Annotated in this window: 20 protein-coding genes and 1 riboswitch; of the genes, 5 read left to right on the forward strand and 15 right to left on the reverse strand. The window is 40.2% G+C overall.

The features are described 5' to 3' along the window. Window positions 1-14 precede the first annotated feature (14 nt). Window positions 15-9,698 carry a cadherin-like domain-containing protein gene (locus EO244_RS04395; RefSeq protein ID WP_129253352.1) on the forward strand — a complete coding sequence of 3,228 codons (9,684 nt, stop codon included), beginning with the start codon at window positions 15-17 and terminating at the stop codon, window positions 9,696-9,698. 73 nt (window positions 9,699-9,771) lie between these two features. Here EO244_RS04395 and thiC read toward each other — a convergent pair whose 3' ends face one another. The 7 genes from thiC to EO244_RS04430 form a co-directional block, all read right to left on the reverse strand. Continuing rightward, entirely contained in the window at window positions 9,772-11,436 is a 1,665-nt protein-coding gene (gene thiC, locus EO244_RS04400; RefSeq protein ID WP_129253354.1) for a phosphomethylpyrimidine synthase ThiC, read from the reverse strand. 192 nt (window positions 11,437-11,628) lie between these two features. Beyond that, a complete protein-coding gene (locus EO244_RS04405; protein ID WP_129253356.1) occupies window positions 11,629-12,366 on the reverse strand; it encodes a HesA/MoeB/ThiF family protein in 738 nt (245 codons plus the stop codon). Window positions 12,367-12,466: 100 nt separating this feature from the next. Next, a complete protein-coding gene (gene thiH / locus EO244_RS04410; protein WP_129253357.1) occupies window positions 12,467-13,573 on the reverse strand; it encodes a 2-iminoacetate synthase ThiH in 1,107 nt (368 codons plus the stop codon). A gap of 2 nt (window positions 13,574-13,575) precedes the next feature. Continuing rightward, complete coding sequence (locus tag EO244_RS04415) at window positions 13,576-14,346, reverse strand: thiazole synthase (RefSeq protein ID WP_129253359.1); 771 nt, start codon at window positions 14,344-14,346, stop codon at window positions 13,576-13,578. Continuing rightward, window positions 14,334-15,596: a thiamine phosphate synthase gene (locus EO244_RS04420; protein WP_129253361.1), complete on the reverse strand. Its 1,263-nt coding sequence runs from the start codon at window positions 15,594-15,596 to the stop codon at window positions 14,334-14,336. Before EO244_RS04420 ends, EO244_RS04415 begins: the two co-directional genes overlap by 13 nt. A 33-nt stretch (window positions 15,597-15,629) precedes the next feature. Beyond that, entirely contained in the window at window positions 15,630-15,830 is a 201-nt protein-coding gene (thiS, locus tag EO244_RS04425) for a sulfur carrier protein ThiS (protein ID WP_129253363.1), read from the reverse strand. Between the two features lie 33 nt (window positions 15,831-15,863). Further along, a riboswitch (TPP riboswitch) is annotated at window positions 15,864-15,954 on the reverse strand. A gap of 322 nt (window positions 15,955-16,276) precedes the next feature. After that, the gene (locus tag EO244_RS04430) at window positions 16,277-16,519 is read right to left on the reverse strand and encodes a hypothetical protein (RefSeq protein ID WP_129253365.1); all 243 of its coding nucleotides are present in this window, start codon (window positions 16,517-16,519) and stop codon (window positions 16,277-16,279) included. A gap of 242 nt (window positions 16,520-16,761) precedes the next feature. Here EO244_RS04430 and EO244_RS04435 point away from each other — a divergent pair, with 242 nt between their 5' ends. From EO244_RS04435 to EO244_RS04450, 4 genes are all read left to right on the forward strand, one after another. Then, the gene (locus tag EO244_RS04435) at window positions 16,762-17,298 is read left to right on the forward strand and encodes a hypothetical protein (RefSeq protein WP_129253367.1); all 537 of its coding nucleotides are present in this window, start codon (window positions 16,762-16,764) and stop codon (window positions 17,296-17,298) included. Then, entirely contained in the window at window positions 17,282-17,827 is a 546-nt protein-coding gene (locus tag EO244_RS04440; RefSeq protein WP_129253368.1) for a PepSY-associated TM helix domain-containing protein, read from the forward strand. Before EO244_RS04435 ends, EO244_RS04440 begins: the two co-directional genes overlap by 17 nt. Window positions 17,828-18,255: 428 nt before the next feature. After that, window positions 18,256-19,005, forward strand: a complete 750-nt coding sequence (locus EO244_RS04445; RefSeq protein ID WP_129253370.1) for a hypothetical protein — start codon at window positions 18,256-18,258, stop codon at window positions 19,003-19,005. A gap of 444 nt (window positions 19,006-19,449) precedes the next feature. Further along, window positions 19,450-19,854, forward strand: a complete 405-nt coding sequence (locus EO244_RS04450; RefSeq protein WP_129253372.1) for a transposase — start codon at window positions 19,450-19,452, stop codon at window positions 19,852-19,854. A 312-nt stretch (window positions 19,855-20,166) separates the two neighbouring features. On the opposite strand, the gene EO244_RS04455 is transcribed toward EO244_RS04450, so the two are convergent. From EO244_RS04455 to EO244_RS04490, 8 genes are all read right to left on the reverse strand, one after another. Then, window positions 20,167-20,739 carry an electron transport complex protein RnfA gene (locus EO244_RS04455; protein WP_129253374.1) on the reverse strand — a complete coding sequence of 191 codons (573 nt, stop codon included), beginning with the start codon at window positions 20,737-20,739 and terminating at the stop codon, window positions 20,167-20,169. A gap of 12 nt (window positions 20,740-20,751) precedes the next feature. After that, a complete protein-coding gene (locus EO244_RS04460) occupies window positions 20,752-21,336 on the reverse strand; it encodes an RnfABCDGE type electron transport complex subunit E (protein ID WP_129253376.1) in 585 nt (194 codons plus the stop codon). Further along, on the reverse strand, window positions 21,329-21,946 hold the full coding sequence (locus EO244_RS04465; protein WP_129253378.1) for an RnfABCDGE type electron transport complex subunit G: 618 nt from the start codon (window positions 21,944-21,946) through the stop codon (window positions 21,329-21,331). Before EO244_RS04465 ends, EO244_RS04460 begins: the two co-directional genes overlap by 8 nt. Before the next feature lie 2 nt (window positions 21,947-21,948). After that, on the reverse strand, window positions 21,949-22,944 hold the full coding sequence (locus EO244_RS04470; protein WP_129253380.1) for an RnfABCDGE type electron transport complex subunit D: 996 nt from the start codon (window positions 22,942-22,944) through the stop codon (window positions 21,949-21,951). Window positions 22,945-23,018: 74 nt separating this feature from the next. Further along, entirely contained in the window at window positions 23,019-23,378 is a 360-nt protein-coding gene (locus EO244_RS04475; protein ID WP_129253382.1) for a four helix bundle protein, read from the reverse strand. A 56-nt stretch (window positions 23,379-23,434) separates the two neighbouring features. Then, window positions 23,435-24,763, reverse strand: a complete 1,329-nt coding sequence (gene rsxC / locus EO244_RS04480) for an electron transport complex subunit RsxC (protein ID WP_129253384.1) — start codon at window positions 24,761-24,763, stop codon at window positions 23,435-23,437. A gap of 129 nt (window positions 24,764-24,892) precedes the next feature. Continuing rightward, complete coding sequence (locus EO244_RS04485; protein ID WP_129253385.1) at window positions 24,893-25,828, reverse strand: Fe-S cluster domain-containing protein; 936 nt, start codon at window positions 25,826-25,828, stop codon at window positions 24,893-24,895. A gap of 5 nt (window positions 25,829-25,833) precedes the next feature. Beyond that, window positions 25,834-26,259: a SoxR reducing system RseC family protein gene (locus tag EO244_RS04490; protein WP_129253387.1), complete on the reverse strand. Its 426-nt coding sequence runs from the start codon at window positions 26,257-26,259 to the stop codon at window positions 25,834-25,836. Window positions 26,260-26,293 lie beyond the last annotated feature (34 nt).

Consider the following 26,293-nt stretch of genomic DNA (forward strand, 5'->3'; position numbering starts at 1 on the left):
TAAAATCCTAAGTTATGAAAGTATTATCTCTCCAACATCTAGTTCTTGGTATTACTAAAAACATATTGGCGATAGCTTTTCTGTTTGCTGGAAGTTTAAGTTTTGGACAAACAACTGAAAACTATGATGCTGCAGGCACAGCCAACAATCAGGTTTTGGCAAATGGATTTGCGGCATTTGATTATGGCGGTTTTACCTATCAGATAATCTCTTTTAATGGTACAAATTCATCGTTGTTAGATATTCTGAATTGGGAAACCTATGGGAATAATGGTACTGATGCAATAGGTGTAAGCGGGGCTATAAATGATAAGATAACAGTATTTAAGCTTACAAAAACAGATGGAAGTGCTTTTTCAACATCAAGTCTTTGGATGACATCTGCTGGAGATAGTTACACTATTACTGGCTATAATGATGGGAATACGACAGGCCAGTCGGTTAGTGTTTCAGCTAGCTTTAGCGGTATTAAAACCCTTAATTTTACAGGTGTTGATGAACTTCGGTTTGAGGGGACAGAAATTATTGTTGATTTAGACGATTTTACTTACACTTTGGGTGCTGCCAACGCTGCGCCCACCGCTACTGCACCAAGTGCACCAACTGTAAGCGAAGATGATACAAATGTTGCTTTGTCAGATGATATTCAAGTAGCAGATACCGACGGAGATAATCAAACAGTTACTTTTACAATAACCGGAGGAACGCTTACTATAGGTACTACTGGCATTACATTTGGTGGCAGCGGAAATGGAAATGCAAGTTTTACAGCAGCGGGTACATTGGCAGCAATTAGTACTGCCTTAGATGCTGCAACTTTTACTCCCACACCTAACCTAAGTGGTACGAATGCTGGAACCATTGCTTTTATTTCCAATGATGGGACTGATAATTCCAATACAGCGAGCGTTAGCTTTGATATTACGGCTGTGAATGATCCCCCAAGGATTAGTACCAATAGCTCATTAAGCCTTAATGAGGGTGCAACGGGAACAATAACATCCGCCTCGCACCTTTCAGCCACCGATGTTGATAATGATGACTCAGGTTTGATTTTTACTATTACCACTAATACGTCTAACGGGGCTGTAAAACGATCTGGAACTATTCTTAATCTGAATGAGACATTTACACAAGCCGATCTTGTTGCAGGAATTATTACTTATACACATGATGATTCCAATACGACCAGCGACAGCTTTGTGTTCAAAGTGTCCGATGGTAGTGCTGAGCTGACAAACCAAACTTTTTCTATATCGGTTACTGCCATCGATGATGATACACCCACGATATCAACCAATAATGGTCTTACGCTGAATGAAGGGGCGACTAAAGTAATTACTACTACGGAACTGGAAGCCGACGATGCCGATACTGACAATACTACCCTGACCTATACCGTAACTGCAGCCCCTTCCAATGGGCAGCTGGAGAATACGGATAACGCGGGGAATCCAATTTCTTCCTTTACCCAACAGCATTTAATCGATGGAAAAATTCAATATGTCCACGATGATGGCAACACCACATCTGACAGTTTTACCTTCAAAGTTGCAGACGGAACGCCCAATGAACTAACGGGACAAACCTTCAATATCACGGTAACGCCTGTGGATGATGATGCGCCAACAATTGCGACCAATAACGGTCTCGCGTTGAATGAAGGGGCGACCAAAGCCATTACGACGACGGAACTGGAAGCCAACGACGCCGATACGGATAATACTACCCTGACCTATACCGTAACTGCAGCCCCTTCCAATGGGCAGCTGGAGAATACGGATAACGCGGGGAATCCAATTTCTTCCTTTACCCAACAGCATTTAATCGATGGAAAAATTCAATATGTCCACGATGATGGCAACACCACATCTGACAGTTTTACCTTCAAAGTTGCAGACGGAACGCCCAATGAACTAACGGGACAAACCTTCAATATCACGGTAACGCCTGTGGATGATGATGCGCCAACAATTGCGACCAATAACGGTCTCGCGTTGAATGAAGGGGCGACCAAAGCCATTACGACGACGGAACTGGAAGCCAACGACGCCGATACGGATAATACTACCCTGACCTATACCGTAACTGCAGCCCCTTCCAATGGGCAGCTGGAGAATACGGATAACGCGGGGAATCCAATTTCTTCCTTTACCCAACAGCATTTAATCGATGGAAAAATTCAATATGTCCACGATGGCAGCAATACGACTTCTGATAGTTTTACCTTCAAAGTGGCCGATGGAACGCCCAATGAACTAACGGGACAAACTTTCAACATTACGGTAACACCTGTGGATGATGATACACCCACGATATCAACCAATAATGGTCTTACGCTGAATGAAGGGGCGACCAAGGGGATTACGACGACTGAACTTGTAGCCAATGATACGGATACAAACAATACCACCTTGACTTTCACTGTAACCTCAGCTCCCAGCAATGGGCAGCTGGAGAATACGGATAACGCCGGGAACTCAATTTCTTCTTTTACCCAACAGCATTTAATCGATGGTAAAATTCAGTATGTCCACGATGATGGCAATACCACATCTGATAGTTTTACCTTCAAAGTTGCAGACGGAACGCCCAATGAACTAACGGGACAAACCTTCAACATCACGGTAACGCCTGTGGATGATGATGCGCCAACAATTGCGACCAATAGCGGCCTCGCGCTGAATGAAGGGGCGACCAAAGCCATTACCACCACAGAACTGGAAGCCAACGACCCTGATACAGACAATACGACCTTGACCTACACGGTAACGGCAGCACCGTCCAACGGACAACTGGAGAATATGGATGCCGTGGGTGTGGAAATCTCTTCCTTCACCCAACAACATCTAGTCGACGGAAAGATTCAGTATGTCCACGATGGCAGCAATACGACCTCTGATAGTTTTACCTTTAAAGTGGCCGATGGAACGCCCAATGAACTGACAGACCAAACCTTTAATATTACGGTTAATGATGTAACTCCCCCTTCACTCACTTCGAGCAGTCCGGCAGACGATGTTGCGAATGCCACACTAAGTGGAAATATCGTTTTGAATTTTGATGATGGTATGGTCGCGGGGACAGGAAATATTACCATCAAAAAAATGGCAGATAATTCGATTTTTGAACAAATCCCAATCGGAGATGCCAAAATCAATATTTCCTCATCCCAGATTACGATAAATCCTGCAGGAACTTTAGAAAAAGGAACAGGCTATTATATTGAAATAGATGGAACTGCCTTAGATGATGATGGTGGAAATTCTTTTGCTGGTATCAGCGGCAATTCCACTCTTAATTTTACCACTGTTGATGTAGTGATCAACGAGGTGGTGACCGATCCGCAACAGGATTGGAGTAGTACTTCTTTTGCTTCAGCTCCGGGAGGGACCTCTGGTTCTAATGATGAATGGGTGGAGCTATACATTAATTCGACAGGTATTGATTTAACGGAATGGACCATTGAACTTTTAGATGGAAGTGACATTACGGGTAATTTAACGAATACTGGAGCGTTTGCTGTTTCGAATTATATTGGAGGTGGTTCATTTGCAAACACAATGGCAGGAGATTATTTGGTTTTAGGAAATCCTGCTGGCGCTGGTTTGTTGAATAATTCGATAACTATCAATCTAAAAGATTCAGGTGGGGCTATAGTTGATGTTGTTGTTCTTGGAGGAGGCTCAGGAGAGGCGCCAGATGGTGGTTCAACAGGTATATACGACGAGTCAGTACAACGCTATACTAATGGTTTAGATACTGATGTTGATAGTAACGATTTTACTAAAGGGATTGCAACAATTGGTGCTACTAACAGTGGGCCAAGCGTTACCTTATCTGTTTCATCTACAACTGTTGCCGAAGCTGCTGAAGTTTCCACTATTACTGCTACTTTAAGTGAAGCATCAAATCAAATTACTACTGTAAGTTTAGCGGTAAATGGTTCAAGTACAGCATCAGCAGGTGATTATAGTTTATCTTCAACTTCAATAGTTATTAGCGCTGGTAGTATAACGGGTACAGCAACAATAACTGCCACTCAGGATGTTATTGATGAGAATAATGAGACTGTGATTATAGATGTTACAGGAGTAACAAATGGAACAGAAGCAGGAACACAACAGCAAACAGTAACAATTACGGATGATGATGAAGCGCCAACTGTTGCTTTTAATGCTACTTCTTCAAATGGTGTAGAATCATTAAGCAGTGCAGATTTACAAGTTGATCTTTCAGCGGTAAGTGGATTGAATGTTTCAGTTGACTATGCAGTAACTGGAACAGCAACTGGCAGTGGAACAGATTATACTTTAGCAAACGGAACGTTAACAATAAGTGCAGGGTCAGCATCAGATAATATCACAATAGCAAGTATTATAAACGATCTTTTAGATGAGAATAACGAAACAGTTATTGTTACATTGTCGAATCCATCAAATGCAACTTTAGGAACAAACACTGTTCATACCTATACAATTAGTGATGATGATGCAAAACCAACAATAGCCTTTAATTTGACAAGTTCAAATGGTGATGAAACTGTTAGTTCGGCTAATCTGCAAGTTGATTTGTCTGCAGCAAGCGGTAGGGATGTAACAGTTGATTATACAGTAACCGGAACAGCAACAGGAAGTGGTAATGATTATACATTGGCTAATGGAACACTGACTATTACTGCAGGATCTGCTAATGACAATATCACAATAGTAAATATTGTAAATGACTTGTTGGATGAGAATAACGAAACAGTTATTGTTACATTGTCGAATCCTGTAAATGCAACTTTAGGATCAAATACGGTTCATACTTATACAATTAACGATGATGATGCAACACCAACAATTGCTTTTAATTCGACAAGTTCGAATGGAGCAGAATCAGTAAGTAGTAAAGATTTACAAGTCGATATTTCAGCAGTAAGTGGATTGAATGTTTCAGTTGACTATGCAGTAACCGGAACAGCAACTGGTGGTGGGACTGATTATACTCTTGCAAACGGAACCTTAACGATTGGAGCTGGTAATGCTAGCAATAATATTACAATCGGAAGTATTGTGGATGATTTGTTGGATGAAAACAATGAGACGGTGATTGTTACCCTTTCAAATCCATCGAATGCCACATTAGGAAGTAATTCGGTTCATACCTATACGATTACGGATAATGATGCCACGCCAACAGTTGCGTTTAATTCCACTTCATCAAATGGCTTGGAATCGGTAAGTAGCGCAGATTTACAAGTTGATCTTTTAGCTGTAAGTGGTTTAACCGTTACTGTAGACTATGAGGTAATCGGTACGGCCAGTGGAAGTGGTACGGATTACACTTTAGCAGATGGCACCTTAACGATTGCAGCCGGAGGTACAAGTGAAAATATTACAATCGGAAGTATTGTTGATGATCTCTTGGATGAAAATAATGAAACAGTGATTGTAACTCTTTCGAACCCAACGAATACTACATTGGGTACAAATACGGTTCATACCTATACGATTACGGATAATGATGCCACGCCAACAGTTGCGTTTAATTCGATTTCATCAGATGGCTTGGAATCGGTAAGTAGTGCCGATTTGCAAGTCGATTTATCAGCAGCAAGTGGTTTAACCGTTATAGTAGACTATGTGGTCACCGGTACGGCCAATGGAGGTGGAACTGACTACACTTTAGCAGATGGCACCTTAACGATCGCTGCAGGAGACGTTAGTGATAATATTACAATCGGAAGTATTGTTGATGATCTGTTGGATGAAAATAACGAGACGGTGATTGTTACCCTTTCAAATCCAACGAATGCCACATTAGGGAGCAATACAGTTCATACCTATACGATTATGGATAATGATGCTACGCCAACAATTGCGTTTAATACTACTTCATCAAATGGCTTGGAATCGGTAAGTAACGCAGATTTACAAGTTGATCTTTCCGCAGCAAGTGGATTGGTGGTTACAGTTGATTATGTGGTCACAGGAACAGCAATTGGTGCTGACTATACTTTAGAAGATGGCACCTTAACGATCGCAGCCGGAGATGTCAGTGATAATATTACAATTGGAAGTATTGTTGATGATTTGTTGGACGAAAATAATGAAACAGTGATTGTGACGCTTTCGAATCCCACAAATGCCACATTGGGAAGCAATACGGTTCATACCTATACGATTACGGATAATGATGCCACGCCAACAGTTGCGTTTACTTCGGTTTCCTCAAATGGTTTGGAATCGATAAGTAGTGCAGATTTACAGGTTGATCTTTCCGTAGCAAGTGGCTTAACCGTTACCGTAGACTATGAGGTCACAGGAACAGCAACAGGTGCAGATTACACTTTAGTAGCTGGTACCTTAACGATTTCAGCCGGAGATACCAGCGAGAATATTACGATTTCAGGTATTGTTGATGATCTCTTGGATGAAAATAACGAGACGGTGATTGTGACTCTTTCGAATCCAATGAATGCCACATTGGGCAGTAATACGGTTCATACCTATACGATTACGGATAATGATGCCACGCCAACTGTTGCGTTTAATTCTACTTCCTCAAGTGGGTTGGAATCGGTAAGCAGCTCAGATTTACAAGTTGATCTTTCCGCAGCAAGTGGCTTAACTGTTACTGTAGACTATGAGGTCACCGGTACGGCCAATGGAGGTGGTACGGACTACACTTTAGCAGATGGTACTTTAACGATCGCAGCCGGAGACGCCAGTGAGAATATTACGATTTCAGGAATCGTTGATGATTTGTCGATTGAAAATAATGAAACGGTGATTGTGACTCTTTCAAATCCAACGAATGCCACATTGGGTAGTAATATAGTTCATTCTTATACGATTACGGATAATGATACTCCACCGGAGATCGCTTTTAATCTGGCTTCTTCAGCTGGATCAGAATCGATTGGTAGTGCAGATTTGCAAGTTGATCTTTCTGTTGCATTTGGGTTAACTATTACGGTTGATTATACGGTTACGGGCACAGCCAGTGGAAGTGGAGTTGATTATATTTTGACTGATGGGACCTTAACGATCGCAGCCGGAGACGCCAGTGATAATATTACGATTTCAGGAATTGTTGATGATCTTCTGGATGAAAGTAACGAGACAGTGATTGTGACGCTTTCTAATCCAACAAATGCCACATTAGGAAGTAATACGGTTCATACCTATACGATTATGGATAATGATGCCACGCCAACTGTTGCGTTTAATTCCACTTCTTCAAATGGTTTGGAATCGGTAAGCAGCGCAGATTTACAAGTTGATCTTTCCGCAGCAAGTGGCTTAACAGTTACCGTAGACTATGAGGTCACCGGTATGGCTAGTGGAAGTGGTACGGATTACACCTTAGCTGATGGGACCTTAACGATCGCAGCTGGAGGTACAAGTGAAAATATCACAATCGGAAGTATTGTTGATGATTTGTTGGATGAAAATAATGAAACGGTGATTGTTACCCTTTCAAATCCAACGAATGCGACATTGGGCAGTAATACGGTTCATACCTATACGATTACGGATAATGATGCCACGCCAACAGTTGCGTTTAATTCCATTTCATCAAATGGCTTGGAATCGGTAAGTAGTGCAGATTTACAGGTTGATCTTTCCGCAGCAAGTGGCTTAACCGTTACTGTAGACTATGAGCTCACAGGAACAGCAACAGGTGCAGATTACACTTTAGTAGCTGGTACCTTAACGATTTCAGCCGGAGATACCAGCGATAATATTACAATCGGAAGTATTGTTGAAGATCTGTTGGATGAAAATAACGAGACGGTGATTGTGACGCTTTCTAATCCAACAAATGCCACATTAGGAAGTAATACGGTTCATACCTATACGATTACGGATAATGATGTCATGCCAACTGTTAGGTTTAATTCGATTTCATCAAATGGCTTGGAATCGGTAAGCAGCGCAGATTTACAAGTTGATCTTTCCGCAGCAAGTGGCTTAACAGTTACAGTTGACTATACAGTAACGGGTACAGCCAGTGGAAGTGGAACGGATTATACTTTGGCAGATGGTACCTTGACGATTGCAGCCGGAGACGTTAGCGATAATATTACAATCGGAAGTATTGTTGATGATCTGTTGGATGAAAACAATGAAACCGTGATTGTAACTCTTTCGAATCCAATGAATGCTACATTGGGCACAAATATGGTTCATACCTATACCATTAATGATAATGATTCAGCTCCAAGTATTGCATTTAATACGGTTTCATCAAATGGTTTGGAATCGGTAAGTAGTGCTGATTTGCAAGTCGATCTTTCTGCAGCAAGTGGTTTGATCGTTACGGTTGATTATGCGGTAACTGGAACAGCGACGGGGAGTGGAACTGATTATACTTTGGCAAATGGTACCTTAACCATTGCAGCCGGAGATGCCAGTAATACTATTACAATCTCAAGTATTGTCGATGACTTGTTGGATGAGAATAATGAAACCGTGATTGTAAGCCTTTCGAATCCTGTGAATGCGATATTGGGCACTAATACGGTTCATACCTATACGATTACGGATAATGATGAGACTCCGGTAATTGTATCAAACCAAAGTTTTTCAGTAAATGAGGATGCACTTAATGATGTAAGTCTTGGTACTGTTTTAGCTACAGATAGTGATGCCGGGACAATATTCAGTAATTGGACAATTACCAGTGGTAATGATGATGCGATTTTTGCTATTGATCCAGTGAGTGGTGTAATTACTGTTAAAGATAATTCGAATTTGGATTTCGAGACTCAAACAAGTTATTCATTAGAAGTGGCTGTAAGTGATGGAACCAATATCAGCGTTCCAGAGGCAATCACGGTTAATGTGAATAATATCAACGATAATACGCCTGTTGTTATATCAGATCAGAACTACTCTATAGATGAGGATATTGCAAATCATACAAATTTTGTGACAGTTTTGGCATCAGATGCCGATTCCGGAACCATCTTTACTGAATGGGCAATTTTATCAGGGAATTCGGATGGTATTTTTGTAATTAATTCAGCTACCGGACAACTAGGTATTGCTGATAATGCCATGATTGATTTTGAGAATCAAAAAAATTACCATTTAGGTATTTGTGTTTCTGATGGTTTGTATACGTCAACTGCTGAAGAGGTAGTGATTACAATTAGGGATGTAAATGAAAGACCTGTTGCCATTGCTGGAGAAAATCAAATTGTACCCAATAATTCGAAGGTGACACTTGATGCCTGGAATTCCTATGATCCGGATGGTGATTATTTAGACTTTGTTTGGACTGCTCCTGATGGGATTGAGTTATCAGATATTCACGATCCTAAACCGATATTCATGTCTCCTAATGTGCTTGTTTCTACTGATTTTGTTTTCAAGCTTGTTGTAAATGACGGAAAATTATATTCAGAAGAGAGTTCAGTGGTTGTGACTGTTGACAATGTGACAGGAATTGAAGATATAGATGCTGATCAGGTGAATATCTTTTTATATCCTAATCCTTCAAAAGGCGCTTTTTATATCGAATTGAATAAGCGTCCTATTAATGATGCTACTGTTGGACTGATTAATCTAAGTGGAAAGCTTGTTTATAGTCAGAAACTTTATGAGAAGAAAACGTACTTGAATTTATCACTTAAGTCAGGCATGTATTTCTTAAAAGTAGAGTTGGATAATAGAATTGTAATGAAGAAGATTATCATAGATTAAGAGGCTGTGTTTTTTTAGTCGCCCTGCTTATTCCAAGCAGGGCGATTTTATTTATTGATAAAAGGGAAGCGGATTAGTTGTAAACTTCACCTCCGGCCTCTATAAATTCCTGACGTTTCTTCTCTTTTTTTGCAGCCATATCCCGTACATCGCGACTGGCTTTCATAGAGCAGAAATGTTCGCCGCACATCGAGCAAAAGTGCGATTGTTTTGAACCTTCATCAGGAAGGGTTTCATCGTGGTATTTCATAGCAGTTTCCGGATCAAGGGAAATGCAAAATTGATCTTTCCATCGGAATTCAAAACGGGCCTTACTCATGGCATTATCCCGAACCTGTGCACCAACGATCCCTTTTGCCAAATCAGAAGCATGCGCTGCAATCTTGTAGGTGATCACACCTGTTTTAACATCGTCTTTGTTGGGCAATCCCAAATGTTCTTTCGGTGTAACGTAGCACAGCATGGCAGTTCCCAACCAGCCAATCATGGCACCTCCAATAGCTGAGGTAATGTGATCGTAACCCGGAGCAATGTCGGTTGTGATAGGACCTAAAGTGTAGAAAGGAGCATTATGGCAAAGCTTCTCTTGTAATTCCATATTCTCCTTAATCTTATGCATGGGCACATGTCCAGGACCTTCAATCATAACCTGAACATTTTTATCCCAGGCACGTTGACAAAGTTCACCTAATGTTTCCAGTTCAGCAAATTGAGCACGGTCGTTGGCATCAGCAATCGAGCCCGGACGTAAAGCATCACCTAAAGAGATGGCTATATCGTATTGGGCCAGGATGTCACAAATTTCATCGAAGTGGGTATACAAAAAGCTTTCCTGATGATGATACATACACCATTTGGCCATGATGGCACCCCCACGTGATACAATCCCCGTTGTGCGATTGATGGTGTGACGAATATGTCGCCAAAGCAAGCCAGCGTGAATGGTAAAGTAATCGACCCCTTGTTCGGCTTGTTCAATCAGTGTTTCACGGAAAACCTCCCAGCTTAAATCTTCGGATTTACCTTTTGTCTTCTCAAGAGCCTGATACAAAGGAACGGTTCCCACTGGTACAGGAGAGTTGCGGAGAATCCATTCGCGGGTTTGATGAATATTATCACCGGTACTCAAATCCATAATGGTATCTGCTCCCCAGCGGAAAGCCCAAACGGATTTGTCTACTTCTTTTTCGATACTGGAATCAACCGGTGAGTTTCCAATATTGGCATTAATCTTCGTCAGAAAGTTTTTCCCAATAATCATAGGCTCACTCTCAGGGTGCTTGATATTGGCAGGAATAATGGCACGACCACTTGCCACTTCATCGCGAACAAATTCAGGTGTAACCAATTTTTCACCTTTTTGCAGCTGCTCTTCGCTTAAACCCTGATTTTCACGAATGGCAACATATTCCATTTCGGGGGTAATGATGCCTCGTTTTGCGAAATACATTTGGGTTTGGATGATCTCATTTTTTCGGCTTTCAATCCAGGGCTGTCTGATTTTATCGATGCCTTTATTCAAATCGATTTTGATGTTTGGATCGGTGAATGGACCTGAAGTATCATAAACTGTAAGCGGCGCATTCTCCTCAAGTGTGTCATCAGAATTTCGTGTTGGGCTTAGCTTAATTTGTCGCATGGCCACATTTACACCTTCCATTTTACCTTTGATATAAATTCTTTCTGAATTTGGGAATCCATCCCTTGATATCATGTTGTTGATGTCTGTCTTATTCATTTTATATTTTTGTTTAGTATTTGTTTTTATTTAAAAGTCGAAAGGATCAAAAGTCCAAAGAGTCGAAAGACTGGTTTTTTATTTTTCAGTCTAACAGTCTAACAGTCTAACAGTCTAAATCAGTTATCAGTTGTCAGTTGTCGGTTTTCAGGATATCGCCTTTAATTTTGAATAACTTTATCCTTTAAACCTTTAGTCTTGTTTCCCAATTTTTAGTTTTCTACAGCTTAAGTCCAAAGCATTGTAGAGCAGCAGTTCGCCGTCGAGTATTTGACCAATGCCTGTAATGATCTTAATGGCCTCACTTGCTTGTATCAGACCAATTAAACCGGGAACAACAGGAAGCACGCCTATCTTTTCTCCATCTGTAAGAGGAATTTGATCCGGTGCTTCAGGATACAAATCGCTGTATTGCGTTTGGGTTATATGGTTGAAAACAGAAACTTGTCCGCCATATTCAAACACAGAAGCATAAATCCAGGCTTTAGCAGCTTTTTGTGCTGCATGACAAATGATGTAACGGGTTTCAAAATTGTCACAGGCATCAATAATTAAATCGTATTTTTCAAATAAGTCAGCCGCATTATCACGAGTGAGTCTGAAATTGAAACAGTCAACAGCGATATTTGGATTTTGTTCCTTCAGCTTTCGCGCGCTCACCTCAACCTTGTATTGTCCGGCGTCGCTTTCATCATACATGATTTGACGTTGCAGATTACTCACTTCAACCACATCACCATCCATGAGACCTATTCGTCCTACTCCGGTTGAACAGAGATACTTTAGAATAGGGGAGGCTAGTCCGCCTGCTCCAATAACCAGAACACTTGCATTCTTTAGTTTGATTTGTGCCTCTTCTCCAAAATCTGGAAGGATGATCTGGCGCTGGTAGCGGTTCAGTTCTTCATGATTTAGTTTTGTTATAGCCATAGGTTCGTTTTAATTTGTGTTCTAACAGTCTAATAGTTAAATGGTCTTCAGTTGATGATTCAATCTGTGGTTTCTTTTTTCACTTTAACCTTTTCACTTGTCACATATATCTATCCCAGTCCTTCCATACGGCCTCGTATTCCTTTTCGTGTAGCATGCTTTCAATTTCTTTGGGGCTTCGTTGATCCGAAACCTCGAATTGTTCCAGAGCTTTGGTGTGTACTGCATAGCCTCCCGGTTCTGTTTTTGATCCTGCACTCATGGCTGTTATGCCAAGTTTGAATACATGATCGCGAAACGTGGGTGATTCCCGTGTCGAGAGTGAGAGTTCCACTTCCTGATTCAGAATTCTGAAGGCGCATATAACCTGTAAAAGTTCCCGGTCAGAGATGACCATGTTGGGTTGAAAGCCGCCTGCATTGGGACGTAAGCGAGGAAAGGAGATGGAGTATCGGGATTGCCAGTATGTTTTCTCCAGATAGGACAGATGCAGAGCAATGTGCCAGATATCCGAACGCCAGTCTTCTAATCCGATAAGACAACCCAATCCAATTTTATGAATGCCTGCTTTCCCAAGTCTGTCGGGGGTTTCAAGTCTGTATTGAAAGTTTGCTTTTTTCCCGGCAGGGTGATAGTTTTTGTAATTTTCCTGATGATAGGTTTCCTGATAAACGTAAACGGCATGCAATCCTGCTTGTCTCAGTTGCTGATACTCTTCGGTACTCATGGGTTGCACTTCCACCGAAATTTGGGCAAAATGAGGACGCAACAATTCGATAGCTCGCATCAGGTAGGTAAAACCGGCTTCCTTTTGATGTTCGCCAGTGACTAAAAGGAGGTGTTCGAAACCCATTTGTTTAATGGCCATAGCTTCTTTTAGAATCTGATCTTCGCTAAGGGTTACGCGTTCAATTTTGTTTTGGTGACTGAACCCGCAGTACACGCATGAATTCGAACAGGTGTTTGAAAGGTATAAGGGGACGTAAAGTTGTATGGTTTTACCAAAACGTTGTTGAGTTGCTAGCATACTTTTTTGAGCCATTTGCTCTAAAAAGGGAGCTGCTGCAGGAGAAATCAAAGCTTTGAAATCTTCCAGACCACATTGGGCTTGATTAAGGGCATGCAAAACATCTTGTTTCGTTTTGGCATAGATACTGTCCTTAATTTGTTCCCAGTCGTATTGTTTTAAGGTGTCAAAAAAACGCATGCTTATAAGTCTAGAAATGAAGTTAGAGGACTGCTTGCTTCGGCTTGGTTAAGTTGTGCACCCAGTTTGGCTTCGAAAGCCATTCGACCGGCTTGAACGGCCAGTTTGAAAGCTTCAGCCATTTTTATAGGATCATTTGCAACAGCAATAGCCGTATTAATCAGGACAGCGTCGGCTCCCATTTCCATGGCTTCGGCAGCATGACTGGGAGCCCCAATGCCAGCATCGACTACGACCGGAATGTTTGCCTGCTCGATAATAATCTTGATAAATTCACGTGTGATGAGGCCTTTGTTACTTCCGATTGGAGAACCCAGAGGCATCACGGCAGCGGCGCCTGCTTCTTCAAGCTGTTTGGCCAAAATAGGATCGGCCTGCATATAGGGCAGAATGATAAATCCTTTTTTTGCCAATTCTTCACAAGCCTTTAGCGTTTCTATAGTATCCGCAAGTAAATATTTCGGATCGGGATGAATCTCAAGTTTCAGCCAATTGGTTTGCAGGGCTTCTCGTGCAAGTTCTGCTGCAAATACGGCTTCTTTAGCTGTACGTACGCCTGATGTATTGGGTAATAATCTAAAACGATTCGGATCGATATGCTTCAGGATATCGTCTTCCGGGTTTTGAATATCTACTCTTCGCAGGGCAGTGGTGACCATCTCGCTGCCAGAGGCAATCAGAGCTTCTTCCATAAGTTGATTGGAACTGAATTTTCCGGTTCCAAGAAAAAGACGGGAATTAAATTCCTGACCCGCGATTATTAGTTTTTGCATAACGGACTTATTAGTTGTTTAAGGTAGTTTGTTGTTGTTGATATGAGATTTTTACTTGATGTAATGGCTGAGGACAAAGCAATACCATGCAAACCACTACTCACAAGATCGGAGACGTCTTCAATATTGATTCCGCCGATGGCAACAATAGGCAAATGGATGTTTTCAATTTGGCACTGCTCTATGATTTGTTTGTAGCCATTGAGCCCTAAAACAGGAGCTAAGTTCTTTTTGGTCTGCGTAAAACGAAAGGGACCCAAGCCGATGTAGTCGACACCCGACTGGTGTAGTCGGCGAATATCATCTATATTATTGGCCGTTCCACCAATAATGTATTCACGTCCCAATAGTTCCCGGGCTGCAATGGGCGACATGTCTGCTTTGCCCAGGTGAACCCCGTGTGCACCAATTTCTTTTACCAGATGCGCATGATCGTTTATGATGAGTTTGGCTTGGTATTGCTGGCAAATTTTCAAGGCTTGTTTACCAGCTTGTAAAATATTGTATTCGGATTGGTTTTTTAATCGCAATTGCACCCATTTGGCACCGGCTTCACAAACCTGCTGGATTTGTTCCAATTCATTCAGCTTGGAAAAATCGTTTGTAATGAATTGAAAATCTGAAATTGATGTGTTTTTTGTCATCGTTTTGTAATTTGCCTGAATCTCACAAAAACGTTTGGAGACCAGTTCCGGACTGAGATGCTTGCCTTCCCAAATACTTCCCAAAAGCGCACAACCCATAAATCCCAAATCCAGACAATCCTGAACATTCGTCTTGTTTATTCCGCCCAGAGCGATGCAGTTTTTTATTTCAGGATGGTCCTGAAATAAAGTTTGGATCTCGTTGGGGTAGAAAGCAGAAGGGTAGCCTTGTTTAGAGATTGAATTGTAAATCGGACTTAAAAAAACATAGTCGTGCGTTTTGTAGTGGTTCAAAACTTCGAGGGGCGTATGGCAGGATCTGCTCCGGCTTATATTTTGACGTTTTATTGGATATTCATCTGTTTGATGGACGCTTTTGAAATGAATTCCTCCCAGATTGAATTCTTCAGCCAGAATATGGTGCTGGTGCAGAATCACGCGTGAATGGTATTGCTTTTCTAAGTCATTAAGCATGTTTCTTAAATCTGAAATTGAAGCTTGTGGCTTTCGAACATGTAGCCTTTGAAGCCCCGATTGAAAAAGGGCTTCCCAAAGACGAACTTCATCCGTAAGGATTTCCTCAGGGGTGATAACGATTGGTGTCATAGAATATTGGGATTGATTTTGTTGGATAGGAGATTAACCGCCTTGTGTGGCGCGAATCAACAAAACTTCATCGTCTGCTTCGAGCTTGTATTCATTCCATAAGTTTGAGGGAATGATGTTGGGGCCAATGGCAATAGCTATGCCTTTGGGAGATGTGTTGAGCTGCTTCAGCAGCTGCGAGATAGTAGAAGCATCAGCCAGAGTAATGCTTTCATCATTTACATAAACCTTCATACGAGTTTGTTTTGTAGTAAATGAGAAGAGGCTTTGGCCTATGCTTGATATTCCTACGTCGGTATGATCCGAATCAGGTTATGAGGGTGTGATCTCAGCCCATAGGGCACCCCTTATCAATTACTATGTTCAAAAAAAAATGTGTGTTTTACAGAAGGCTGGTAAACAGAAATCAGAATGCTATTAACTCCCTTCGTCGGCATTATCCGCATCAGGTTATTAAGGGTGTAATCTCAGCCTGGTTTTTATACCGATTAGCAATCAGCTTAACTAACTTTTGCTTTAAACTCAAGTTATTTGTCTGATTGTTTATCGGAATTATACCATAAAAAAAGTGAATTAGATATCACAAGTTTAAATGAAATGGTATAAGGCACCCCCGTAAAACGTTGTCAAATGTATGGAAATATTTTAATAATAAAAGACCGGAACGAATTCGTTTTAAATTATTTTTTTGATTGATCAGCTGAGGGAGATGATTTCTTTTTAATTTGAGTGAGCTCCATTTTACGGATTCGGGCACGAATAGCCCCTTTGGTTCTGTTTAGTTTGATAGCCATTTCACCAACTGAGACCCCGTCAAAAAAAAGATTAATCATTTCATCATCGTCTTGTCTGCTCCAAGGCTTATAGGCTTCCTTGTTTTCTTTTTTGATTTGTTTGATTTTATCAAAGTCGTCCTGATTCATTTTTGTTTTTTTATGTGATTATCTGGATTCCGATTGTAAAGATAGTTAGAAGTATTTAGTTTGAACCCTTGAATAGTTTTAGGCTTAATAAATGCTATGTTGATAAATATAAAAGGAGTTTTTAGTCTTGTATTATGTTGTTAATGAATTGTTATTCCTTTTGGAAATATGTTAACTTAATTATAAATTTGATTTTCAAAAAAACGAAATAATAAAGTGTTTAATCCTAAATTCTAAAATTGATGAAGTATCTAAGTCTATTAGTCCTGGGTCTTGCGTTTATGTCATGCAATTCAACACAGTCAGAGTCGAAAAAACAGAATACCCAACAGCAAGTTATTAGTCAGGTAAAAACAGCAGTACTTAGCATCGATCAATTGATGACGGTAGCTGCTGATAAGGTTGGACAAGAGGTGTGTTTTAAAGGTTTGGTCAATCACGTGTGTGCCCATTCCGGCAAGCGATGTATTTTAAAAAATACGGAGGGGAATCTTTCTATTCGGGTTGAAGCTACAGGAGATCTTGAAGGTTTTAATAAGGAAATAGCGGGTAACGATTTGGTGGTGACCGGCATTCTTCGTGAGAAAAGATTAGCCACAAGTGAGATTGATGAGTGGGAAATGCAAGTGAAAGAAAAGCATAAAACTGAAGAAGGCGGGAAGCATTGCAGTTCTGAGATGGCCAATATCAAAGAAATGCGCGATTGGATGAAAGCCAACAACAAAGATTATTATGCCATTTATTATGTAGACGGAACAGATTATGAAGTTGTGGACTAAGAAAGCTATTCGTAAGTGGTTAAGACTGACTCACCGTTATCTGGGCTATTTTTTTGTTGGGATCACCCTTATTTATGCCATTTCGGGAATTATTCTGAATCATAAAAAAAAGGGTGAGGATCCGGCTTATAAAACAGAGTATATCAGTTATCAATTAAGCCCCAGTCTTAGTCCGGGGCAATTAACAGCCTATTGGAACGAGAATATAACGGATTATGCATTAAACAGAATTATACCCGAATCCGAATCATACAACCTCTACTTAAAGGGTGGTTTGGGAACCTATAATCCGATGACCGGGGAGTTAAATTTTGAGGTTTATCAGAAGAAACTATGGGTGTTTTTTATTAATAAATTGCATTACAACAGTAAATTAGGCTGGACACTAATGGCCGATATATTTGCTATTGCCTTGTTACTTTTTGCCCTTTCGGGCATGTTGATGGTTCCTGGTAAAAAAGGCTTTAGAGGAATAGGAAAATGGCTTATTGCCATTGGTATTGTTTTGCCATTCCTGTTCTTTTTGTAATTAATGACAGACAATTTGATAAAAGCTTATCAAAGGCAAATTGCTTTTGATGAGCTTTTTGTATTAAGATTAATGGGTGTTTGTTATTTTGATTGAATTTAAATTGAGTCTATCCGATTTTATTGAATAGCTGATTATTTCTTTAATGTGTGAAATATTTGCACCCTATTTTGTTCTTATTGCTTTGTGTTTGATTGTTTTATGATGTGTTTTTAATTAACTTCAATATGCGTTTAAGATTACATAATACATTGGTGTGGTATTTCTCTTATGTCATTATTTTGTTTTAACGATCTGCATAACAAATATCCATTCATAAGTAAACTTGTAATTCTTGAATCTGTTAGAAGGAACAAGAAGCTCATTGGTCTTATGTGTCTGATAAGTTTAATTGGGTTTCGATTTATTCATTAATCAAATTCATTAAAATGGTTACAGAAGAACAAATTACCACATGTAAAGCGCAGGTTGCTGCAATAGCTGATGAAAAAATTTCAGTACCCAACATGCCATGCAATGTTTACCTTGCCGAAACTGAAACCCTTGAAACCTGGGCCATGCAGGATAAAGAAAAGCTTTCTACGGCTGGCATTAGCGAAGAACGAATTGCTGAAATAGCTGTGCGGGCCACAGTCCTTCGGCAATACCAAGCCGATTGGATTATTGTGCGCCGAACCGGCAAGGACGCCGAAAAAGAGTGGAAGGCCTTTGCTACGGGCGCTTACGATTTGTGTAGCGAAATGAAACATGCCTTTAAATATGCGTTCAGAAATGAGCCCGAGCTTTTGAGACGTGTGGATGAGATTGCTGAAGGCACAGGTGATGCTGATATGATTCAGGATTTGAAAACCTATTCGAAATTGGGGCTAAAACATCAGGATTTGCTTACGCCTATTGGTTTTGATATAGCCAAGTTAGATGCCGCAAGTACAATGTCGGATGAAGGGGCTAATTTGCTGGCTGAAGCCAATGGGAGCAAGTTAAAAGGCAATGTGCAGAAGGTTGCTCGCGACAAAGCTTATACTCACCTAAAAGAAGTGGTGGATGAAGTTCGCGCCTGTGGAAAATACCTTTTCTGGAAAGACAAAAAACGTTTGGTCGGCTACGAAAGTTCTCATTGGAAGAGCCAAAATGCCAGACGCAAGAAAGATGAAATAGAAGAAGTTATCATTGATTAATACAAAGCTAAATAAAAAGAACTCTGCGTAAGCGGAGTTTTTTTATGTCTTAAATAAAGGACTCATGTTCTATAATTTATCGTCATGTTGGTTTTTACGCTTTCATGTTGCTAATTCTTCGGTCATGTTTGTCTTTGCCTCTCCATGCTATTTATTTAGTGCTCATGTTCAACATGGAGGCCTAAAACTTAACATGGCAGCTTATTTTACGACATGAGCACATAAAACATGACATGGCAAGTCGCTTGTTAACATGACAGCCTTAAAGTTAACATGGGAGCTTTTGTGTTGACATGGGGATGAGTAACTGAACTTTTGGGCTAAGTGATGTACAAGGATTCTATTTCTGAAATCAATTGTTGATTGCGTTAAGTATTAATTGTCTGGCAGTTATCGATTTTGTAACTTATTGGGACTTTGCATGGTAATATTAGGAATGGGCTGATGCAATTGTCCGAAATAGGCAAATTGGCTGAAATATATTGGCATGAAATCCCATTGCGTTTTCCATTTGCAGCCATAGATGAATTTGTTGTGATGCCCGATCATATTCATGGTATTATCATTATTAATAAGCAGGATGATAATGGATCGTGTTCTGATAGAGACGCGATTAATCGCGTCTGTACGGATGTAGGAGGCGTTACAGGCGTTAAAAATCCGATGTTATCGGATAATTTATCGAGAATCGTTAGATGGTATAAAGGTCGTGTATCGTTTGAATCGAGAAAAATCCATGCCGATTTCATGTGGCATTCCCGATTTTATGATCATATCATTCGAAATGATGAAGCCCTGCAAAGAATCAGAAATTATGTTAAAAATAATCCATCGAAATGGGCCAGATAGAGACGCGATTAATCGCGTCTGTACAGATCATTTATCGAGAATCATCAGATGGTATAAAGGTTGTGTATCATTCGAAATGGTGAAGCCCTGCAAAAAATCAGAAATTATATTGAAAATAATCCATCTAAATGGGCCAGATAGAGATGCAATTAATCGTGTCTGTTGTGAATGATATATAAAAAAAACAGCCAGATCGAGGGCTCGAACCGGCTGTTTTTCTTGTGTGCACGGGGCACGATCATATGGGGATTTAGGTTATTTCTAAAACGATGTACGAATATAGCACAATATTTTAAAAAACCTTAATATTTGTTAAACAATTCCTGAAAATCCCATAAAGGCCATTGCAAGCAGACCTGCTACAATTAGGGCTGCAGGTGTACCTTTCATACCTTTAGGCAGATCAATTAGGTCAAGATGTTCGCGAATACCGGCAAATAAGACAAGAGCCAAGCCAAAACCGATGGCAGTTGCACCTGAGAATACAACGGCTTCTAAAAGGTTGTAATCTTTCTGAATAGTCATAATGGCCACACCCAAAATGGCACAGTTTGTTGTAATCAGCGGAAGAAATACACCCAAAGCCTGATAAAGTGGAGGACTTACTTTTTTTAGGATGATCTCAACCAATTGAACCAATGCCGCAATAATTAAAATAAAGGTAATGGTTTGCATAAAACCAATACCAAAGGCATCCAATACAAATTTTTGAATCAGGTAAGTAACGATAGTCGCCAAAATCATAACAAAGGTTACGGCGCCTGTCATCCCTACGGCTGTTGATATTTTTTTCGATACACCAAGGAATGGACAAATTCCAAGGAACTGTGCCAATACAACGTTATTAACGAATATGGCTGATATAATAATTAAAATATATTCCATGATTAGTTCTCCTTAAGCTTTTCTTAATCGGTTAATAATTGCAATCAGATAACCCAATGCCAGGAAAGCACCTGGTGCCAATACGAATACCAGCATGCCATAATTTTCGTTGAATATGCTGATGCCGAAAACTTTTCCGCTACCCAACAATTCACGAACCGATCCTAAGATTGTTAATGCCATAGCAAAACCCAGTCCCATACCGGCACCATCGATAATAGAAGGGATGATCTTGTTTTTTGAAGCAAAGGCTTCCGCACGACCGAGTACAATACAGTTTACTACAATCAGAGGAATAAATACACCCAATTGCTCGTGTAGAGCTGGTACAAAACCTGCCATCACCAAATCAACCATGGTTACAAATGAGGCAATAATAACAATAAAAGAAGGAATCTTTACCTTATCAGGAATTTGGCTGCTCACTAAAGAGATAACTAAATTCGACATGATAAGTACAAAAGTTGTTGCCAAGCCCATTCCCATACCATTGATTGCCGATGAGGTTACACCCAATGTAGGACACATTCCAAGCAGCAGTACAAATACTGCATTCTCTTTGAAAAATCCTTTTGAAAAATTCTGCCAGTTATTCATGACTTGTGTCCTCCTTCGTTTTGGTTTTCATATACTCGTTGTAACCCTTTTGTACGGCATCCAGAAATGCACGAGAGCTGATAGTTGCTGCTGTAATGGCATCGATATCACCCCCATCTTTACTTACAATAAATTTGGTTGTGCCTGGATTTTTATTGATAATGCTGCTTTTTTGTTTGGCAGGATCTGTTGGTTTAAACCAATTCGCCATTTTTGTTCCCAAACCTGGTGTTTCCTTATGTTCCAATACCGAATAGTTATTTATCGTTCCATCGGGTAAGAAACCGACCATCACCCAAACATAGCCTGAAAAGCCATTGGTTGTAAAGGTTTTTACAGCGGTTCCAACTAAATTTCCACCCATTGTGGCAGGATAGAATTCCAGCTTGTCGCCACTTGGCATTTCTACTTCAGACATTTCGTCGCTAGGATTGTTGTCGAATGCAGGAACAACTTCTTTAATTGCTTTTAACTTTTTTGCCAGCTTAGCTGCGGCAATTGGTTCTTTGGTTAGTTCGTAAAGTCCACCCAAAGCAGCTGATGCTACCAGTGTTATTATAAACAACACCAGAACCATATTTATAAATGTAGATTCTTTTTTTCCAGCCATGATTATTTCCTTTTTTCGCCGAAACGCTTAGGTTTAACAGATACATTAATAAGTGGCACAAATGCATTCATAATAAGAATTGCGAATGATACGCCTTCAGGATAAGCTCCGAATACACGAATCACAACGGTTAGTATACCAATACCAATTCCGTAAATGATCATCCCTTTGTTCGACATAGGAGAGGTGACATAGTCGGTTGCCATAAAAATAGCACCTAGCAATAAACCACCTGTTAGGATATGAAAAGCCGGACCTGCATAGGCCTCAGGATTCGATAAGTTTAAAATTCCTGAGAATATTGCTACAGTTGCAATAACTGAAACAGGAATATGCCAGGTGATAATCTTTTTAACCAACATATAAATTAGGCCCAGAACCAAAGCTGCTCCGGCCACTTCACCTAGTGAACCGCCCATGTTGCCAAGGAACATATCCGTGCTGGATGGGAGTTGTGACATTAAATCGGTTAGAGAATCACCTTTCTTCAAACCTTCTTTGATGATTGCTAAAGGAGTTGCTCCAGTTGCGGCATCGAAATAAGAGGTTTCAAAACCTAGAGCTTTAGGCCAGGATGTCATTTGAACAGGGAAGGAGATTAATAGGAAAACACGACCAACAAGTGCAGGGTTGAATACGTTGTTTCCTAATCCTCCAAAGGTCATTTTACCTACGCCAATTGCAACCAATGCACCAATAATGATGATCCAGATAGGTAGGTTGGCAGGCATGTTGAAGGCCAGAAGAATACCGGTGATTAAAGCTGAACCATCATTAATCGAAGGCTCAACCTTAAGTAAATATTTTTGAATTAAGAATTCGAATAGATAGCATGATGCTACGGCAGTAAGGGTCACAATAAGGGCACCCATTCCAAAGTAAAAGAAGGATAATAACAGAGCCGGAAGCATCGCGTAAACCACACCATACATATTTTTTTGTATGGAATCGCCACTGTGTATATGTGGCGATGGGGCGACAAGTACTTTGGTGTTCATATTTTTTAGATATTAATTAATTATATTTTAGTACTTAGAGTTTAAAGTATTTATGAGTACTTAGAGTCATTTGTTTAACTTTTTAGTTTATTGCTAATAGATGTAAATATTGCCAAAATCTCGTTTGCTTCAATAAGAATTGTTTTTAGCTTGTCATGAGCTACCCAGTTCATATCTTCAATGAGTTCTAACCAATAAACTGTCTCACTAGCCTCGCTTTCACTAATTTTGATTTTATTCTTAAAATCAGCTTTGCTTCTAGATCTATTTGCTTCTCTGTAATTGGCACCTATACTTGTTCCTGATTTTGTAACTTGATTTTTAATTACTCTACTTTCAGGTGTATTGGGTAAAGAAACGGATAGTTTAATTATGCTAAGAGCAAATAATTTTGTTCTTTTTTCTAACTGATTACCGAATTCTTTATTATCCATTACATTTAACTTTAAGTATTTTAGGCATTTCAAGTACTCTAAGTACTATTATTCGTTTATTTTCTGGAACGCATGATCTGTCCAACCTTACCTTTACCTAATCGGATGTAATCCAAAAGTGGTCGGGTTGCAGGACAAGTAAAACTACAAGAACCACACTCAATACAGTCCATTACAGCATCTTTTTCAAGTCTCTCGTACTCTTTTTTGTCAGCCAAAACCATAAGCAAATAGGGTTCCAATCCCATAGGACATACCGAAACACATTTACCACAACGGATACAGGCTTTGGTTGCTTTACGTGCTGTTTCTTCCTGAGCTAATAAGAGTAAACCAGAGCTACCTTTGGTCAAGGGAACATCGACGCTAACCAGCGCTTTCCCCATCATCGGACCTCCACCAACAATCTTGGCAGTGTCTTCAGGTAGACCACCAGCTGCTTCAATAATGTCGCTTACAGGTGTTCCAACTCTGAATTTCCAGTTTGATGGATTTTTTAACGATTTACCAGTAACTGTTGCAACTCGTTCGAACAAAGGCTTGTTTTTTTGAACGGCTTCGTAAACCGCAAATGCCGTTCCTACGTTTTGTACTACAGCACCCACTTCAATTGGAAGTGCTCCTGATGGAACTTCACGGTTTATGGTTGCAGAAATCAATTGCTTTTCACCACCCTGAGGATATTGAGTTTTTAAAGGACAGACCTCAATCCCTGAATATTTTGTTGCAATCTGAGTCATGTGAGCGATGGCATCGGGCTTGTTGTTTTCAATACCGATGATGGCTCTTTTAACATCGAGTGCTTTCATTAAAATCTCTACTCCGACCATGATTTCGTCAGCCTTTTCAAGCATCACTCTGTGGTCAGAAGTCAAATAAGGCTCACACTCAACAGCGTTGATAATAAGTACTTCAGCCGTTTTTCCCGGAGGTACTGAAAGTTTTACATGAGCAGGGAAAGTTGCTCCACCAAGCCCAACAATACCTGCATCGCCAACGCGTTTGATAATTTCTTCTTTGGTGAGGGTAATTTCTGTTACCAACTCTTCACTTCTGTCGATGTGCTCCAGCCATTCATCGCCTTCAACCTTAATAACGACAGATGTACGACGGAATCCTGTAGCATCCATTACATCATCAACCTTAAGTACTGTTCCCGATACTGACGAGTGGATGTTTGCAGATACAAAACCTGACGCTTGAGCAATCACTTGACCAACTTTCACTTCATCGCCTTTTTTGACAATGACTTTGGCAGGTGCACCAATATGTTGAGCAATTGGAATTGTTGCTATTTGGGGAATTGGCAATTCTTGGATTGCACTGTTGGCAGAAAGTTTATTTTCTTGCGGATGAATACCCCCTATTGAAAATGTTTTTAACACTGATTGTCCTCCTTGTTTTTTTAGTTTCTAAGTGCCTTGAGTGCTTAAAGTATTTACAAGTTTCTAAAGTCTTTTAGAACTTTAAGTATTTATAAATACTTATATAACTCTAAGTACTTGCACTTAAAATTATTTGTTATCAGATGTTTCGTTCTTAGTCTCTTCGCTTTTTTCTGCTTTTTCAGCCGTAGGCTTTGCCATTGGTTTTACAGTTTCAGCAGTAGGCTTATCGGCTGGTTTTTCCTTACGAGGAGGAAAGTTTAGCTCGTGAATAGCCTGTGTTGGGCAAACCACAACACATTTACGACACAACTTACATTTATTGTAATCGATATAAGCCAGGTTGTTTTCAAGTGTAATGGCATCGAAAGGACACTCTTTTACACATTTACCACAACCAATACAAGCTACAGCACAAGCTTTTTTAGCGATGCCACCTTTATCTTTGTTTACACATGAAACAAAAACACGACGGCTCTTAGGACCTTTCTTTCTTAATTCGATAATGCTGTTTGGACAGGCTTTAACACAAGCTCCACATGATACACACTTGTCTTCGATAATAACAGGTAGTCCTGTTTTTTCATCCATATACATGGCATCGAAATTACATGCGTCCACACATTCACCTAATCCCAGACAACCATACTGACAGCCTGTGTCCCCGGAATAAAGAGAGGCAGCGATTGTACAAGAAGTTGCACCATCGTAAACATTGGTTTTAGGTCGGTTGTCGCAAGTTCCGTTACAACGAACAACGGCAACTGTTGGGTCTGCAGCTTTTACTTCGTGTCCTAAAAGGGCACCAACGTGAGACATTACCGGAGCGCCTCCAACGGGGCAGTAAAAGTTTGAGATATCGTCTGCCTTAACTAAAGCTTCAGCAAAACCTCTACATCCCGGATAACCACAGCCTCCGCAGTTTGCTGCAGGCAATGCTTCTTCTACCTCGTCGATGCGAGGATCTTCGTATACTTTGAATTTTTGTGCTACAAAATAAAGGATGATTGCAGCCGCAATTCCAATAGCACACAAAGCAATAATCGTGATAACTATAATGTTCATTGTTTTTAGATATTTACAATTTTATGTATAGTGAATGAAAACGTTTTCTTTAGTTTGTCTTTAAAAAAATAGAGCAAACTGTAATAGGGTATTAAGATACCCAAAGCCAATAAGCCACTTGTTAGCTCGTTGGTAAATGCCGAAGCGATAAACAGGGTAATAAGAACTATAATAAAGGGTAAGACATAAGCTAATACAAGGGCCAGCCAACCTAATGATTCGCTATAAACCACTTTAACTTTTTCGCCTATTTCGAAAGATTTGCTGTAGTCGATGATATCAATTTCTTTCTCTTTCATATCGGACATGGAGCAAGCCGATTTGGCATGACATCCTGAACAAGCCGATACATTAATTATGCTGACAGTAATCTTTTCGTCTTCTATCTTAGTGATGATTCCGACGTGATCTATTTGCTTGTTATTCTGCATGTGTTTTGACCTTACTATTTAGTTGTATGATTTA

Origin of the sequence: Ancylomarina salipaludis, from assembly GCF_004122035.1 — a bacterium.
Classification (GTDB): domain Bacteria; phylum Bacteroidota; class Bacteroidia; order Bacteroidales; family Marinifilaceae; genus Ancylomarina; species Ancylomarina salipaludis.